At 62.2% G+C, this 14,473-nt stretch carries 12 protein-coding genes and 1 tRNA gene; 11 read left to right on the top strand and 2 right to left on the bottom strand.

Annotation, left to right across the window (positions count from 1 at the left end; all coding sequences use genetic code 11):
- The first annotated feature begins 127 nt into the window (after nucleotides 1-127).
- From AC1AX7_RS03600 to rplA, 11 genes are all read left to right on the top strand, one after another.
- Complete coding sequence (locus tag AC1AX7_RS03600) at nucleotides 128-2,890, top strand: Rne/Rng family ribonuclease (RefSeq protein ID WP_476508876.1); 2,763 nt, start codon at nucleotides 128-130, stop codon at nucleotides 2,888-2,890.
- A gap of 151 nt (nucleotides 2,891-3,041) precedes the next feature.
- Nucleotides 3,042-3,350 carry a 50S ribosomal protein L21 gene (rplU, locus tag AC1AX7_RS03605; protein ID WP_476508739.1) on the top strand — a complete coding sequence of 103 codons (309 nt, stop codon included), beginning with the start codon at nucleotides 3,042-3,044 and terminating at the stop codon, nucleotides 3,348-3,350.
- Nucleotides 3,351-3,389: 39 nt separating this feature from the next.
- Nucleotides 3,390-3,641 carry a 50S ribosomal protein L27 gene (rpmA, locus tag AC1AX7_RS03610; RefSeq protein WP_476508740.1) on the top strand — a complete coding sequence of 84 codons (252 nt, stop codon included), beginning with the start codon at nucleotides 3,390-3,392 and terminating at the stop codon, nucleotides 3,639-3,641.
- A gap of 108 nt (nucleotides 3,642-3,749) precedes the next feature.
- Nucleotides 3,750-5,435 carry a GTPase ObgE gene (gene obgE, locus AC1AX7_RS03615; RefSeq protein ID WP_476508741.1) on the top strand — a complete coding sequence of 562 codons (1,686 nt, stop codon included), beginning with the start codon at nucleotides 3,750-3,752 and terminating at the stop codon, nucleotides 5,433-5,435.
- A gap of 95 nt (nucleotides 5,436-5,530) precedes the next feature.
- Entirely contained in the window at nucleotides 5,531-6,664 is a 1,134-nt protein-coding gene (gene proB / locus AC1AX7_RS03620) for a glutamate 5-kinase (RefSeq protein ID WP_476508742.1), read from the top strand.
- Between the two features lie 96 nt (nucleotides 6,665-6,760).
- The gene (locus tag AC1AX7_RS03625) at nucleotides 6,761-7,966 is read left to right on the top strand and encodes a pyridoxal phosphate-dependent aminotransferase (protein ID WP_476508877.1); all 1,206 of its coding nucleotides are present in this window, start codon (nucleotides 6,761-6,763) and stop codon (nucleotides 7,964-7,966) included.
- A gap of 258 nt (nucleotides 7,967-8,224) precedes the next feature.
- Nucleotides 8,225-8,300, top strand: a tRNA-Trp gene (locus tag AC1AX7_RS03630).
- Between the two features lie 34 nt (nucleotides 8,301-8,334).
- Complete coding sequence (gene secE, locus AC1AX7_RS03635; RefSeq protein WP_476508878.1) at nucleotides 8,335-8,562, top strand: preprotein translocase subunit SecE; 228 nt, start codon at nucleotides 8,335-8,337, stop codon at nucleotides 8,560-8,562.
- A 25-nt stretch (nucleotides 8,563-8,587) separates the two neighbouring features.
- Nucleotides 8,588-9,445, top strand: a complete 858-nt coding sequence (gene nusG, locus AC1AX7_RS03640) for a transcription termination/antitermination protein NusG (protein ID WP_476508743.1) — start codon at nucleotides 8,588-8,590, stop codon at nucleotides 9,443-9,445.
- A 529-nt stretch (nucleotides 9,446-9,974) separates the two neighbouring features.
- Nucleotides 9,975-10,406: a 50S ribosomal protein L11 gene (rplK, locus tag AC1AX7_RS03645; RefSeq protein WP_476508744.1), complete on the top strand. Its 432-nt coding sequence runs from the start codon at nucleotides 9,975-9,977 to the stop codon at nucleotides 10,404-10,406.
- 16 nt (nucleotides 10,407-10,422) lie between these two features.
- Nucleotides 10,423-11,115 carry a 50S ribosomal protein L1 gene (gene rplA, locus AC1AX7_RS03650; RefSeq protein ID WP_476508745.1) on the top strand — a complete coding sequence of 231 codons (693 nt, stop codon included), beginning with the start codon at nucleotides 10,423-10,425 and terminating at the stop codon, nucleotides 11,113-11,115.
- Nucleotides 11,116-11,409: 294 nt separating this feature from the next.
- Here rplA and AC1AX7_RS03655 read toward each other — a convergent pair whose 3' ends face one another.
- Both AC1AX7_RS03655 and AC1AX7_RS03660 read right to left on the bottom strand, forming a co-directional pair.
- Entirely contained in the window at nucleotides 11,410-12,201 is a 792-nt protein-coding gene (locus AC1AX7_RS03655) for a PucR family transcriptional regulator (protein WP_476508746.1), read from the bottom strand.
- A 23-nt stretch (nucleotides 12,202-12,224) separates the two neighbouring features.
- On the bottom strand, nucleotides 12,225-14,273 hold the full coding sequence (locus AC1AX7_RS03660; RefSeq protein WP_476508747.1) for a DUF6020 family protein: 2,049 nt from the start codon (nucleotides 14,271-14,273) through the stop codon (nucleotides 12,225-12,227).
- Between the last annotated feature and the right edge of the window lie 200 nt (nucleotides 14,274-14,473).

Below are 14,473 nucleotides of genomic sequence, written 5' to 3' on the forward strand. Positions count from 1 at the left end.
ACGGAGTTACCTCCTACGGGCGCCATGATGCGCGGCCACGGTGAGAGCGTGGTGTGACAGCCGTATGGGGTTGTGAGATATAAGGCCGTGCGATTGCAGCGCATTGCCAAGGAGCATTGTGCCCAGGATGACTAATGAGGGGCTCGGCAACGCCGACGCCACCGTTGAAACCGTATCCAATTCGGCCGCGGCGTCCGATGCCGCGCCGGCCACGCCTCGCCGCCGCCGCGGCGGCCGCCGCGTGGTGCGCGACTCCGGTGCAGCCGGAGCCGCCCTTGCCTTGAAGGTCGAAGACCATTCCATGCCGTTGTTCGAAGAGCCGGTATTGCCGTCGAAGAAGGCGAATGCCGCGACGGGCAGAACATCCGACGCCGATGAGGCGAACAACGCGGAATCGGAGCGCACGCCCCGCAAACGGTCTTTACGCGCCGCCGAGGCGGCCGTCGACGATAACGAGACCCGTTCCCGTCGCACTCGTATCCGTCGCGGCGCTGCCGGCTTCGCCGCCCCCTCGACGCACGACGATGCCGAAAGCGCCGAACGCGCATTGGACGCCGTGGAAGCTTTGCCGGAAGTGCGCGAAATGCCTCGCAGCGCGGCACCGCGCCCGATGACGTCGTTGCTGTTCCAGGAGCCGGTGCTGCCGGTGTCCCGCGCTCGCACGCAAGAGCCGCTTGATGACGAAGACGAATCGGAAACGCATGATGATGGAGCCGCAACGGCCGGTCGCGCATCGCGTCGCACCCGTGCGCGTCGTCGCTCCCGCGACAATGCCGACGCCTCGGATCGCAGCGAGCGTTCCGCCCGCGAAGAGCGCGACAATCGCAAGAACCGCGACAGTCGCGGTGATGCGGACGACAACCGCAATGCCTCGCGCGACATCACCCGCGATATCGAAGAAATCGTCGACGAATTGGACGATACCGCGCGTTCCCGTCGTTCCCGCCGTCTGAATGCGCAGGAGCGCCGCGCCGCCGCCGAAGTCGAGCAGATCGAAGAGGACCTCATCCTCGACGACATCACATACGCGCCGATCGATGACGAAACGCATACCAATGACGGGCGGAATTCCGACGACGAGCAGCCGACCCGCACACGCCGTCGCCGTCGTTCCCGCGTGACCCGAGACGAGGCCGCGCAGGTCGAGGAGACCGCCGACGAAGAGGAAAGCACACGCCGCCGCGTCCGCGACGACGAAGACGATGAGGAGACGACGGTCACCCGTCGCCGTCGCCGTCGACGCGGTGCCGCGAAGGCGAACGAAGAGGAAGAGCAGCCGCTGGTCCGCCGTTCGCGCAAGCAGCAGTACATCGACGAAATCACCGACGTCGAAGGCTCCACCCGACTGGAGGCCAAGAAGCAGCGTCGCCGTGACAATCGGCGTGAGCGCAGCCGTCAGAATCAGTTGATGGAACAGGATTTCCTCGCACGCCGCGAAAACGTCGAACGCCTGTTGGTGGTGCGCGAACGCGAACGCCATACGCAGATTTCCGTCATCGAAGACAATGTGCTCGTCGAGCATTATGTTTCCGACATCCAGGAAGTCGCAACGGTCGGCAACGTGTATCTGGGGCGCGTGCAGAACGTGCTGCCGAGCATGGAGGCCGCGTTCGTCGACATCGGACAGGCCCGCAACGGCGTGCTTTACGCCGGCGAAGTCAACTGGGACGCCGCACGGCTGGAAGGCCAGCCGCGACGCATCGAACTGGCCTTCAAATCGGGCGATCCGGTGTTGGTGCAGGTCACCAAGGATCCGATCGGACACAAGGGGGCGCGCCTGACCTCGCAGGTCACGCTTGCCGGCCGTTTCCTGGTGCTGGTGCCGTCCGGCGGCATGACCGGCGTAAGCCGCAAGCTGTCGGAGCGTGAACGCAGCAGGCTGAAGTCGATCGTTTCGAAGATCGCGCCGAAGGATATGGGCGTGATCATCCGTACGGCCGCCGAAGGCGCTTCCGAAGAAGCGATCGTCAAGGATCTGGAAAGCCTTGTGCGCCAATGGGAGCACATCAACGCCAAGCGCGAGGAGTTCTGGCACGGCAAGCGACCGAAGCTGCTGCAGGGCGAGCCGGACGTCGCGATCCGCGTCGTGCGCGACATCTTCAACGACGACTTCACCAAGATGATCGTCGAAGGCGACCGCGTATACGGCCGCATCGAGGAATATCTTGATACGATGGCGTCGGATCTGAAGGAGAAGCTGGAGAAGTGGGACCCGGCCGAGCATGAGGGCAAGGACGTGTTCGACAAGTGGCAGATCGACGCCCAGCTGCGCAAGGGCATGGAACGTCAGGTCTACCTGCCTTCCGGCGGCTCCATCGTCATCGACCGTACCGAAGCGATGACGACGATCGACGTGAACACCGGCCGTTTCATCGGCAAGGGCAAGAGTCTTGAAGAGACGGTGACGCGATGCAATCTCGAGGCGAGCGAGGAAATCGCGCGCCAGCTGCGTCTGCGTGACATCGGCGGCATGGTCATGATCGACTTCGTCGACATGGTGATGCCCGCCAATCGTGATTTGGTGCTGCGTCGCTTGGTCGAATGCCTGGCGCGTGACCGCACGAAGCATCAGGTGGCGGAAGTCACCAGCCTGGGCCTGGTCCAGATGACGCGCAAGCGCATCGGCCAGGGATTGGTCGAGGCGTTCTCCGAAGAATGCCCGACCTGCAAGGGGCGTGGCTTCATCCTCCATGACGAGCCGACCGTGTCCGCGGATTACGACGATCCGTATGCCCTGAAGGGCGGCGATCCGTTCGTCAAAACCAACAAGCATGGCCATGGCACGGACGTGCAGGCGCCGCAAGGCTCCTCGCCGGACGTGAAGGCCAAACTCGCCCAGATCGCGGCGGCGGCAGTGGCCGCCAACAACGCCGAACTGGACGAAGCATAGGAAAACGGTATGGCGGCGGTGTGTCGAACTTGACACGCTGCCGCTTGACTTGCGTTTGTACGCGGGTCAGTGTACATTGGATTGCTGGTGTCTGGCCGCGAGGCTCGAACGTGCCGGGCAGTAAGCTTTCCAAGTTAATAAAGGAACGGATATGTACGCTATTGTGAAGGCCGGCGGCCATCAGGAAAAGGTCGAGGTCGGTGACGTGATCTACGTCAACCGTCTCGCAGCCAAGCAGGGCGAAACCGTGGAATTCCCGGTCGCCCTCGTTGTCGACGGTTCCAAGGTCACCCTGAGCGCCAAGGATCTGGCCAATGTCAGCGTCAAGGCTGAAGTGGTCAATGACGAAGCCAAGGGCCCGAAGATCAACATCATGAAGTATAAGAACAAGACCGGCGTTGCTCGTCGTAAGGGCCATCGCCAGCAGCTCACCGCTGTCAAGATCACGGCTATCGCCTGATCGCAACGGTAGCGAAGTCAAGTACCGAAAGGAACAGACATGGCACATAAGAAGGGCGCTTCCAGCTCGCGCAACGGTCGCGATTCAAACGCGCAATACCTCGGTGTGAAGAAGTTCGGCGGCGAAGCTGTCGTGGCCGGCAACATCATCGTTCGCCAGCGTGGAACCAAGTTCCACCCGGGCCAGAATGTCGGCATGGGCAAGGATCACACCCTGTTCGCTCTGACCGACGGCAACGTGAAGTTCGGTGTCCGTCGTGACCGCAAGGTCGTCGACGTGGTCACCGCCTGAGCACGCGCACTATAACGCTTGATAAGCCGCGCCCCCTACTGGGACGCGGCTTTTCCTATATCACGTCTTTATCACGTTTATATCGATTCCCCCTCGTAAGGTAAATACATGAGTGATTTTGTGGATAGAGTGACCGTCCACGTCAAGGGCGGTGACGGCGGCAACGGTTCTGCCGGTATCCGTCGAGAGAAGTACAAGCCGCTGGCCGGCCCGAACGGCGGCAACGGCGGCGATGGCGGTTCGGTGGTTTTCGTCGCCGACGTCAACGCCAACAGCCTGCTTGACTATCGTTTCATGCCGCATCGTGCGGCCGGCAACGGCACCATGGGCCTGGGCGACACGAAAGACGGCTCCAAGGGCGACGATCTGATTCTGCCGGTGCCCGTCGGCACGGTCGTGTTCGAAGCCAAAGGCCCGCAGGGCGAGCCGAAGCATCCTGGTGAGCAGCTTGCCGACCTGCGCCATGCAGGCGACCGTTACGTCGTCGCTGCCGGCGGCGCCGGCGGCCTGGGCAACGCCGCGTTGGCGAACCGCACCCGCCGCGCTCCGGGCTTCGCGCTGCTCGGCGAGCCGGGCGAGGAACGCGATGTGATTCTGGAACTGAAATCCATCGCCGACGTGGCGTTGGTGGGATTCCCGTCTGCCGGCAAATCCAGCCTGATCGCCGCGATGAGCGCCGCCAAGCCGAAGATCGCCGATTATCCGTTCACCACATTGGTGCCGAATCTGGGCGTCGTCATGGCCGGCGACAACCGATACACCATCGCCGACGTGCCGGGCCTGATTCCGGGCGCATCCGAAGGCAAGGGCCTCGGCCTTGAATTCCTGCGGCATATCGAACGCACCGAAATCATCGCGCATGTCATCGATTGCGCGACGTTGGAACCGGACCGCGATCCGATCAGCGATTACCATGCGCTTGAACGCGAGCTGGGCGAATACGCCGCCAAGCTGGAACTGCCGCTGGGCGCCATCCCGATCCCGGAACGTCCGCGCATCATCATCCTCAACAAGGTCGATGTGCCGGAAGCGCAGGAATTGGCGCAATTCGTGAAGCCGGAATTCGAAAAGATGGGCTTCAAGGTCTTCATCGTCTCCACCGCCTCCCATGAAGGCCTGAAGGAACTGACCTTCGCGCTGGCCTCCATGGTCACCGACATGCGCAAGGAAGTCGCCAAGCGCGAACAGGCCGAAGACGAGGCCCGTGTGCTGATCAAGCTGCTGGAGCAGCCGCAGGCGCGTCGCCGCCAAGGCGGCAAGACGGCCGACTTCACCGTCGAACGCAAGGAAGAGGCCAATGGCGAATTCTGGTTCGAAGTGACCGGCCGCAAGCCTGAACGCTGGGTCATGCAGACGAATTTCGACAATGACGAAGCCGTCGGCTATCTGGCCGACCGTCTTGCCAAGCTGGGCGTCGAAGACGAACTGCGCCGCAAGGGCGCGCGTCCGGGCGACGAAGTGCGCATCGGACGCGGCGATCGCGCGGTCGAATTCGACTGGGATCCGACCATCGCCGCCGGCGCGGAGATGCTGGACGGCACGCAGCTGGGCGCCCGCGGCGTCGACCTGCGTCTGGAAGAGCAGTCCGGCCGCACGCAGCGGCGGACCAACGCGGAACGCCGTCGCCAGTATCACGAAATGATGGATGCGCGACAGGCCGTCCGCGAGGCGATGGCCGCCGAACGCAAGGCCGGCCACTGGGCCGATCCGAGCGTCGACGACGACCGTCACGACGAAACCAGCCTGTTCGGACGCGGCAAGGAGATCGACGAGACCGGCGAAATCGTCGAATAGCGGACCGCCGAACGGATGATCCAATAAGCACTGCCGCAATATGCCGCCCCGCCACGCTGCGGCGGCATATTGCGGCGCATATCAGGAGAAAACATATGGGCACACCGTCGCAAGCCGACGTGCGCGCGGCGATCGCGCAGGCGCGCACCGTCGTGGTCAAAGTCGGATCCAGCTCGCTCACCCAGCCTTCCGGCCATCTTGACGTCGGCAAACTGAACGCATTGGTCGCGGCATTGGTACAGGTCTCACTGATGGGCGGCCGCGTCGTGCTCGTGTCCTCCGGAGCGATCGCAGCGGGCTTCGGGCCGCTCGGCTTCAACGCCCGCCCGGGCGACGTCGTCACGCAGCAGGCCACGGCATCGGTCGGACAAGGCCTGCTGATGGCGCAATATGAGATGGCGTTCTCCCGATACGGCGTGCGCGTCGGGCAGATTCTGATCACGGCCGAAGACACGATTCGCGCCACGCAGTACCGCAATGCGCAGCGCACGCTGCTGCGACTGCTTGATTTGGGCGTAGTGCCGATCGTCAATGAAAACGACGCATTGGCCAGCAGCGAAATCCGTTTCGGCGACAACGACCGTCTCAGCGCGCTCGTGGCGAATCTCGTACACGCCGACGCCTTGGTGCTGCTCACCGACGTGGACGCGCTGTATACGGCGCCGCCGTCGCAGCCGGGCTCGAAACGCATCGACTTTGTGGAGAACGTCGTGGACGCGATGGAAAACGTGACCGTGGGCGGCAGCACATCCGGCGTCGGCACAGGCGGCATGGTCACGAAACTGGAGGCGGCGCGCGTGGCGGCGATCTCCGGAATCCCGACCGTGCTGACGCGTGCGACGAACGCCGGGCCCGCATTGATGGGCGACCCCGTCGGCACCGTATTCGCGCCCGTGAACGAGCGGGATTCGACGCGTCGCCTGTGGATCGGCTTCGCCGCCGACCCGCGCGGCACGCTCGTCGTGGACGCCGGCGCCGCCGAAGCGGTGCGTGGAGGCCTGGCCAGCCTGCTTGCGGCCGGCGTACTGGAAGTGCACGGCGACTTTTCGGCCGGCGACCCGGTATGGATCGACGGCGAAAACGGCGAACATATCGCGCGAGGGCTTTCCGGTTTCGACTCCGAGGAAATCCCGCAGATGCTGGGCCGTACGTCGGTGCAGCTCAAGCGGTTCCTCGGCGAGGAATACGCGCATCCCGTGGTGCATCGCGACAACCTCGTCCTGATCTAGCCTGCCCGGTCGGCGCTTCCTTCGCGCGCATGCCCTGCGCGCCTCTCTGCGCGGTTGGCGTTGGGATTGCCTGGGACTAGCATGAAGCGCATGACTATGGCACAATGGCAGACTCTTTCCACCCGTATCCAGCAGGTAGCTCCCAGCGCGACGCTGGCCGTCGACTCCAAAGCGAAGGCGATGAAGGCCGCCGGCATCGATGTCGTCGGATTCGGCGCAGGCGAGCCGAATTTCCCGACGCCGGCCCCGATCGTGGCGGCCGCCGCCGAAGCGGTCCAGGATCCGAAGAACTACCGTTACACGCCGACCCCGGGCCTGCCCGAACTGCGCGAGGCGATCGCCCGGAAAGTGAAGCGCGACTCCGGCTATGAAGTCGCCGCGGATCAGGTCGTGGTGACCAACGGCGGCAAGCAGGCCGTGTATGAAGCGTTCCAGCTGCTGCTCAACGATGGCGACGAAGTCATCATTCCGACGCCGTATTGGACGAGCTATCCGGAAGCCGTGAAACTGGCCGGCGGCGTGCCGGTCACCGTATTCGCCGGCGCCGACCGCGCCTTCGAACCGGATGTGGAAGCCATCAAGGCCGCCCGCACCGAGCGTACGAAGGCCATCATCATCACGACGCCGAACAATCCGACAGGTGCCGTCTGGTCCGAGGAAACGGTGAAGGCGATCGGCGAATGGGCCATCGAGCATCATATCTGGGTCATTTCCGACGAAATCTACGAGCATCTCAACTATGACGGCGCAAAGACCTCGTATATCGGCGCCGTTGTGCCGGAAATCCGCGACCAGCTGCTCGTGCTGAACGGCGTTGCGAAAACGTATGCGATGCCGGGCTGGCGCGTCGGCTGGATGGTGGCGCCGGCGGAGGTCGCCAAGGCCGCATCCAAGCTGCAGGGCCATATGACGTCGAACGTCGCCAATGTTTCGCAGCGCGCCGCATTGGCCGCCGTCTCCGGCTCTTTGGACGCCGTCTATGAGATGCGCGAGGCCTTCGACGCGCGCCGCAAGGCCATCGTCGCCGCATTGAACGAGATCGAAGGCGTGTACTGCCCGACCCCGTCCGGAGCGTTCTACGCATTCGCCGATGTGACGGGGCTGCTGAACCGTCCGCTGGGCGAAAACGGCACGGTGTGCGCGACGTCGTCCGAACTGGCGGCGGCTCTGCTGGATGAGGCGCATGTCGCGGCCGTTCCGGGCGAGGCGTTCGGCGCTCCCGGATATCTGCGCTTCTCCTATGCGGTCGCGGACGATCAGATCGCTGAAGGCATGCGTCGCTTCGCCGCATGGGCCAAGTGAGGAACTGATCATTCGCTGATTGAACAATCGAAACAATCGATTTGTTCTGTGCGTATTGATTGGCGGTGCGACTCGGTGACATGCCGAGAAGCATCGCCAATTTCTGTTGGAATTCCGCCATTTTTGAATTTTCTATCATGACTCGATTGGACGGATGCAAAAAATGCCGCTATTATTTCCACTTGGCGGTTTTGCCGCATGTTCGAGCCGTGGCTTGCAAAGTTCCGCGCCTCCATGTAGCATGGGCAAAGTTCACCTAGGGATGTGGCGCAATTGGTAGCGCAACGGTCTCCAAAACCGTAGGTTGTGGGTTCGAGTCCCGCCGTCCCTGCCAAGTTCTTGTTTTTTAAAAGCCAGCGGAGGGTATGATGGCGAAGACAAACGCTAAGGAAAAGGTCGTTAAGCCGAATATCTTCGTGCGCATCGGCCTGTTCATCAAGCAGATTATCGACGAACTGCGCAAGGTCGTCACCCCGACCGGTAAGGAATTGTTCTTCTGGTCTCTGGCCGTTCTCATTTTCGTGCTGTTCCTGATGCTGCTGGTTACCGCCATGGACTTCGGCCTGGGCAAGCTCACGCTGTTCCTGTTCGGCTGATAAAAGACATATAAGGTGATTGTGAATGACTGACGAAGTGAATTTCGAAAACCTCGACGCTTTGCCGGACGTTGAAGAAACCGACGTCGAAGTGCAGGACGTTCAAGACGCCGATGCTGATTTCATTGCGGATTCCGTTGAAGACGTCGAATCCGATTCCTCCGAAGCGGTCGAAGCGTCCGAGGATGCCGTAGCGTCCGAAGATGCTGATGCTTCTGAAGAATCCGTTGAAGACGGCGCTTCCGAGGATGAAGACGACACGATGGATGCCGGCGCGAAGGCCGTTGCGGAATTCTCCAAGAGCCTGCGCACGCTGGAAGGCAAGTGGTATGTGCTGCATACCTATTCCGGCTATGAGAAGCGCGTGAAGACCAACGTGGAATCCCGTGTCGCCAGCTTCGGCCTTGAAGACAAGATCTTCCAGATCGAAGTTCCGATGGAAGAGGTCGAGAAGCACACCGACAAGGGCAAGAAGGTCATCACCCGAGTCCGTGTTCCCGGCTATGTGCTGATTCGTATGTATCCGGACGAGAACGCCCGACGTATCGTGCGTGAAACCGAAGGCGTCACCGGCTTCGTCGGGCCGACCAAGGAACCGGCTCCGTTGAGCCGTAAGGAAGTCGTGGCCATGATGGCTCCGATGATCGCTTCCGAAGCTCTGAAGAAGGCCGGCGACAAGCCCGCCGCAGCCAAGAAGCGTACCGTCGAGGTCTCCTACGCGGTCGGCGATCAGGTCACCGTCACCGACGGCCCGTTCGCAACGATGGCTGCCGTGGTTTCCGACGTGGAGCCGACCACGCAGAAGCTCACCGTTCTGGTGTCCATCTTCGGTCGCGATACGCCGGTCGAATTGGGCTTCAATCAGGTTGAAAAGCTGCAGTAGCCCTCAACACAACGTTCAAGGCGATTCCATCCTCCCGGTGGAATCGCCTTTTTTGTATTCTCCCCATCCTTGTCTTCGTCTTCATCCCGTCTTCGTCTTCATCCCGACGTTCTCATCCTCTTGACACTTTTGGTCGCGGTCTTCGGCGTGTTGCGGTCAATAGTGTCAGGGGAAAGGTCGCAGTGTGGCCGGGGTTGTCTTTCGTTGACGGTTTTGGTCGCGACACGCCGGTGTGTGCGGTCAATAGTGTCAGAAGGAAGGCCATCAGGGCGGTGGGTGTGGTTGTCTGCTGACACTTTTGGTTGCGGTCTTCGGCGTGTTGCGGTCAAAAGTGTCAAGGGGAAAGGCGGGGCGGGGGCGGGGACAGCAGGGCTGTCGGATGTCTCGGCGTGTCGCCATAATGGGAAAGCTTGTGTCTGGAGGGATTTCCCGCTAGCACAGCACAGCAATATACGTTGCGGGAGGAGCGCGCCGCGGGAGACCAAAGTGCGCGCCGCCATCACCGCTTCATAGAAAGAAGAACCATAACATGGCTCCTAAGAAGAAAGTCTCGGCGCTGATCAAGCTCCAGATCGAAGCTGGCAAGGCCAATCCGGCCCCGCCGCTGGGCCCGGCTCTGGGTTCCCACGGTGTGAACATCATGGACTTCTGCAAGGCCTACAATGCGGCCACGCAGGACAAGATGGGCCAGGTCGTCCCGGTCGAGATCACCGTTTACGAGGACCGTTCCTTCACCTTCATCCTGAAGACCCCGCCGGCAGCGGCTCTGCTGAAGAAGGCCGCCGGCATCCAGAAGGGTACCGAAAACCCGCTGACCCACAAGGTCGGCTCCGTCACCAAGGCTCAGGTTCGCGAAATCGCCGAAATCAAGATGCCTGATCTTTCCGCACGTGACGTCGAAGCCGGCATGAAGATCATCGCGGGCACCGCTCGCTCCATGGGCATCACGGTCACCGACTGAGAGAGGAGAAGGAAACATGGCTAAGCATTCCAAGAAGTATCGCGAAGCGGCTGAGAAGGTCGATCGTAACAACCTTTACACCGCCAACGAGGCCATCGCTCTTCTCAAGAGCATGCCGTCCTACAACTTCGACCAGTCCGTCGAAGCCGTGCTGCGTCTGAACGTCGACCCGCGCAAGGCCGACCAGCTGGTCCGCGGCACCGTGAACCTGCCTCACGGCACTGGTAAGACCGCCAAGGTCCTCGTGTTCGCTCGTGGCCCGAAGGCCACCGAAGCCACCGAGGCCGGCGCCGACATCGTCGGTGATGACGAGCTCGTCGAGAAGGTCGCCGGCGGCTTCCTCGACTTCGATGCCGTCGTCGCCACCCCGGACATGATGGGCAAGGTCGGCCGTCTGGGCCGCGTGCTCGGTCCGCGTGGTCTGATGCCGAACCCGAAGGTCGGCACCGTCACCATGGACGTCGCCAAGGCCGTCGCCGACATCAAGGGCGGCAAGATCGAGTTCCGTGTCGACAAGAACGGCAACCTGAGCTTCATGATCGGCAAGCTGTCCTTCGATGAGGCTGCTCTGGACGAAAACTTCAAGGCCGTCGCCGACGAAGTCAAGCGTCTGAAGCCGTCCACCGTCAAGGGCCGTTACATCACCAAGGCCACCATCACCTCCACCATGAACCCGGGCGTGCCGGTCGATACCGCCACCCTCATGTGAGTTGATGCCTGACCAAGGCATGTAGCCGAAAGGCTTCAAGGTCCCCGATGCCGGTGAACGGCGTCGGGGACCTTTCATATCGCGCGTCAAGTTGCGTGCCGCACCAAGCTGCATCGCGTGCCGCATCGCGCGGCATATATCGTGTATCGCAGTCATATTGCGCTTGCCGTAGCACACGCATCACAATGCGCACATATCACAATGCGCACATATCACAAGCCATTGCGGTGATTCTGTGGAATCCTGCGGAATCCTGTGGAATCTCGCCATCAAACCCGCGACCCCGCCGCCGCGTCACCGCTTCGCGGCATCGCGCATACGCCCGATCGCGATCGCCGTGTTCAACACGAAAGCGTCGCGCGGATCCGTCGCATCCCAGCCCGTCGTCTCCGCGGCGCGCTTCAAACGATACCGCACCGTATTGGGATGCACATTAAGCGCTTTCGCCGTATTTTCCAGCGAACTGCCGAATCCGAGGAACGTCGTCACCGTGATATAGGTCGGATCGTCGGGATTGTCGCCGTGCAGCACGCGGTACACGTTCTCATACAATTCATCGCGCGCACTGTCGTCCCCCAGCAGGGCGCGCTCCGGCAGCAGCTCGTCGGCGCGCAGCGGACGTGGCGGATCGACCAGCGAAGGCGCCGCCTGCAAGGAAAACAGCGTTTCGCGAATCACGTGCGAAGCGCCGGATACGCCCTGCCGGACGGGGCTGACATACAGCGGCGACGCGCCGTCGAAAGCGGAATCGACGTTCGTGCAGGTCACCGCAGGCGTCGCCGCGCCCAAAGGACGCGCCAGCATGATCAGAAAATCGCCGTATGTGCCGACGATGATGCCGTCGCCGCCCAAATCGCGCACGACCCCGCGCACGGCCAGCGACGTGGCCATCGGATTGTCCAACGGAACGCCGCCGATCGCAAAGCAGTCGAAAACGCCACGCCAGCCCAGCACATTCATCAGCGAAGCCACTCGGCCATCGGTCAGGCCGGTGATCAGGCATTCGAACGCCAGCCGCTCGATGGTCGTGTCATCGGTGCGGCCTGCCAGAAGGTCAAGAATGTCGCTGGAATCGGATGTGGTCATATTGCATAGTGTAGCCGTCCGAATCAGATGCGGCGTGCTGCTTTTTTCCTGCGCGCCGCCCACGATTCACGTGCGAACTGCAGGCACAGGAATCCGAAGACGAACGCCACCGGCAGCATATGCCGCTCGAAATTGTTGGCCGGCGCGGTGATCATCACGCCCATCAGCAGCAGCAGCGGCAGATGCCAGGCCAGCGCGCGCCAGCGGCGCAGAATCACTTCGGCAGCGCCTATCAGCAGCGTCAGCGTCACATACAGGTTGCCGTGCGTCACCCAGCCGATCACGGGAACGGCGCCCCACGCCTTGGCGAAACCGGCCACCGCGTCGCGCCAGTCATGGTTGTAGTACTGGATCATGTCGTTGTTGTCCTGCACATAGCTGCTGTTGATGTAATAGTCCATCGACACATATGGCAGGTCGGTGACGTCGAAATAGCCGTAATATTCCGCGAACAGCGCGTCGGCGGCCACCAACGGGCTGGCTTTGACGATTTCAAGCCATGCCGAATTGAAATCGTCGAGATCCTTTTCGGTGACTGAACGCCATTTGTAGCTGACCTTCTTCGACTGGATGCCGGAGGATTTCACCGGATCGGCGTCCTGCCTGTAATAGGCGGCGGCCATCTGATCGAGATTGAAGATGGGGGAGAGCTTGTCCTTCGCGCTTTGCGGAATGCTGTCGGGATCGTATTTGGCGACGCGTGCGATCTGCTGCAATTGAATGGATTTGCCTTCGATCGGATCGCCGGAGATGATGACGCCGGTATTGATCGCCAGCATGGTGCCGCCGTGGATGAGCAGCGCCGGCAGCAGCAGCGCCGACATGTAGACGGGCCAGCGTTTGCGGTCGGCGAGCAGCATCATGACGAAGGCGAACAGAATGATGTACCACGCGTATTTCGCGGAGACCAGCATGATGCAGGAGGCGACGGTGAGCGCCATCCAGGAGCGTTTGCGCAGACGATGCGGCTTGCCGTTGATGGTGGGCTCGACGGCGATATGCGTGGCGTGAAGTTCATAGAAAACGCCGAACCACCAGACGAACGCGAAGGCGAACAGCGGCGATTTGGTCAGGGAGATCGTCGAAAACACCGCCAGCGGGCAGCACAGGAAGAACATGAGGATCAGCAGACGCGAAACCGGCCCCGCGCGGTGGCGTGAGGGGCGGGCGACGACGCCCTTTTCCGGATGCCGCAGGTCGCGTTGCAGCCAGCAGTCATGGCATTCGGGATGAGAGAAATCGAAGGCGCCTTCGCCAAGGCGGCGCCATGGCAGATTGAAGAAACGATTGGCGGTCGCGGCGCAGCAGAATGCGGCGAACAGCCATTGGCAGGCGGCGAGCACGATGATGCCGGGATCGTTGGATGAGGTGAAATAGCGCGATATCGCGGCGACCGCGCCGTAGATGATGGTGAGCGCGATATTGTGCTGGTCGGTGAGATATGTGGGATCGTCGGGCCACAGGTAATGCGCGGTGGGGTAGATGTCCATCGGTACGAATGAGAAGAATCCGATATACGCCTGTTCGAGGCCTGTCCACTGGTTGAGGGCCCATGCGAATTCGCGGATCTGCGAGCGGATGTCGGCGCCGAACGCGGCGAGCAGCGTGGTCGGCGCCCATAGCCAGCCGATGATGAATACGAGAAACAGCTTCCACCAGCGGTCGGTGATGCCGACGAGGCCGCGGCCGGCCCAGGCGCCGAAGGCGGTGATCGCGCGACCGGGCTTTGACGCCGCAATGCGCAGGCCCCGATGTCTGACGGCGCGCGGCAAGCGGATGAATGCGGGAAGCACGCGTCGCCCGCGGCCGAGACGTACAAGAGCGGCGAGCAGCATGAAGCAGATGAGGAATGCGATTATCAGGTAGGCCGCATTGGCCCATCCGAAACCGGCCAGTCCGATATCCTGCCAGTACAGCGGTCCGATGGCGACGCACCACGCGATCCACAGGCATGCGAGGACGCCCAGCGTCCAGCCGAAGATGTTGAGCGCGCGGCCTGGCTGTGCCTTGGCCGCTGCGGGCGCGGCCGTCGCCTTGGGCGCAGTGGCGGGGGAGGAGGAAATGCCGGTCATGGCAGCGATTGTACCGTGCCAAGCGAACCTCGCGTCGGCCTTGCTTCTTGCCTCTGCCTCAGACCCCTGCTTTGATTCGGCTCGTCCCCGGTCGGGGCCGGCGCCGATCCGGTCCGGTTCCAATCCGGTCCGGCTGAGCCTTGCCTGTTCATCCCGGTTTCAATCCGTCCCCGGCCCTGCCGGCCCCTGCGAAGCGGTGT

The organism is Bifidobacterium sp. LH_449, assembly GCF_056356755.1.